1 protein-coding gene and 2 pseudogenes are annotated in these 2,204 nt (G+C 49.0%); 1 reads left to right on the top strand and 2 read right to left on the bottom strand.

What is annotated here, in order from left to right; all coding sequences use genetic code 11:
- Window positions 1–201: pseudogene (locus DI44_RS0117510) on the bottom strand (IS110 family transposase); the annotation flags it as partial.
- Window positions 202–712: 511 nt separating this feature from the next.
- Here DI44_RS0117510 and DI44_RS00105 point away from each other — a divergent pair.
- Window positions 713–1,357, top strand: a pseudogene (locus DI44_RS00105) (transposase); the annotation flags it as partial.
- A 203-nt stretch (window positions 1,358–1,560) separates the two neighbouring features.
- Here DI44_RS00105 and DI44_RS00100 read toward each other — a convergent pair.
- Window positions 1,561–2,204 (bottom strand): AAA family ATPase (locus tag DI44_RS00100; RefSeq protein ID WP_033026745.1); only part of this gene is annotated, 644 nt, incomplete at its 5' end.

Genomic DNA, 2,204 nt, shown 5'->3' on the forward strand with positions numbered 1-2,204 from the left:
CCCCGCCTTCCAATATCCGCCCGTCGCCTCAATGCAACCGTGCGTCCCTTTTTTTTCTTCCACCCAACCCCCCACCCCCTCGAGATCGTCGGTCAGCGTACCAAACGTGCGATTTTTTTTCCTTTCGGGGGAAAGGGCGCAAGCCGTAATCGATTGCTTATGCACGTCCAATCCGCAACAGCGTTCATACAAGACGCGCATCGGTCTCCCTCCCTGCTTCGTTCTCAAAAACAGCTGGTGCAGTAGCCTTTGTTCAAGCATTCTATCCTGCGTGCTTCCCTCAAGGGAGCGACATTCCGTAGTGCACCAGACTACTGGATTCCGTAGTGCACCAGACTACTGGGGCCCGTCTATATATCGGACTTTTACGTACCATAGATACAACGACCTCATGACCCCAGCTGCAAGGAGACCATTCGACAGAATGGTTGTTTTCATCCTTCCGATGGTGACGAAATTTTTTTGTCATGGGAGTCTATATACATTAAATTTGAGGTCTCTCTATTGCACCAGTAATTATTCACTTGTTACTTATAATATAGATGAGAATTGCTAATCTAGTATAAATCATATGTAAATTCTCTTTTAAAACTGTAGATGAGCAAATTCACTGACATAAATTGACAACTAAACAAAAAAGGAGACATGAACCGGACTCCTTGGGTAAAATAGATGTGTTCAAAACCCATTCACACAAGGAGGTTCATGTCTCATGAATAGATTAGCACATCACCAAGGAATCCACAAGTTTTTCTTCACGCTGGGGTTGACGCTGCAGCTTTCCAAACCGGTCATCAAGCATCTCATTCATATTGTCGATGCCTTGACCACCAAGGGATTCTCGGGAACATTGACTGATATTCATTACTGGAGCTTTCATCCGAATCATCGAACGACGCTCAGTCACTTTTTCACGAAAAGCCCTTGGAACGAGGAAAGGCTGCTTGGGAAGCTTCAAGAGTGGATCCTTTCCCAGGTCGAACGACTGGCCAAACGGAAGAATCAACCCCTTTTTGTTTCGATTGATGATACGATTTGCCAAAAAACGAAGCCTTCGTCACGGGCTGCGCACGCCATTCAAGGGTGCGACTGGCACTACTCGCATAAAGATCATCAATCGGTCTGGGGGCATTCGCTCGTTTGGCTGATGGTGCACACCTTCACGCAGGCGTTCCCATTTGCGTTCCGCCTGTATGACAAGAAGGCGGGAAAAAGCAAGATCGACCTGGCGATCGAGATGCTTTCCTCGCTCAAGGTGGAACCGGATCGGCCGGTGTATGTGCTCATGGATTCGTGGTATCCGTCCCAAACGCTCATCGAAGCCTGTCTGAAAAAGGGATTCCATGTCATCGCTGTAAATTAGCACATTATTTCAGAATCCCTTTTTCAAATTATTTCAGGCGGATTCGGAAATAATGTGCAAAATTTTTGCGAATTATTGCGGATTTTGCACATTCTTTCGGAACATTTGCACGCTCTTTCAGATGAAGATTTCCAGCGCGCCTGATGGACCGATGGAAAAGAGAAAGCACAAAAGAGGCCGATTCGGCCCCTTTCGTGCTAATACCCCATTTCCTCTGCAGCCATGCGCACCACTTCTTCGTCAATGACGTCCTTTTTCAGCTGATGCCCGTACAGCAGGCACGTCGTGGCCAACGTGTTGATGACACGGGGCCAACCACGTGATTGCAGGGCAATCGCCTCTAACGCCGATGGGGTGAAGATCGGATGCTTCGCCCCGGCCTGTTTCATCCGATGCTCGATGCAGCCCGCCACCTCTTCCTTCTCCAGCGGCCCCATCCGGTATCGCATGATGATCCGCTGGTCGAGAGGGCGGTGCTGATTGAGCCGCAGCTTCCCCTGTAAATGGGGCAACCCGGCCAAAATCAAGACAAATGGGTTGGTCGAATCCATCTCAAAGTTGAACAAGATGGCGATGTCCTGTAAAAATGCATCCTTTGCTAAATGCATCTCGTCCAAAATGAACACCGGCGTGATCCGTCGTTCATGATACAATCGCTCGATCGCCTGCTGGATTTGGCGGAAGAGGTCTACCTTGCGGTACTTCGGTTCCTCTCCTAATCCCAAGGCCAAACCACGGTAAAAATCCATCACGCCTCCGGTGGATAACGGAAAGTAGACGACATGATACAATGATGGATTCAATGACTCTTTCAGCGCCCGAAGGGCGAACGTCTTGCCCG

This window comes from Geobacillus sp. CAMR5420 (assembly GCF_000691465.1).
Lineage (GTDB): Bacteria > Bacillota > Bacilli > Bacillales > Anoxybacillaceae > Geobacillus > Geobacillus thermoleovorans.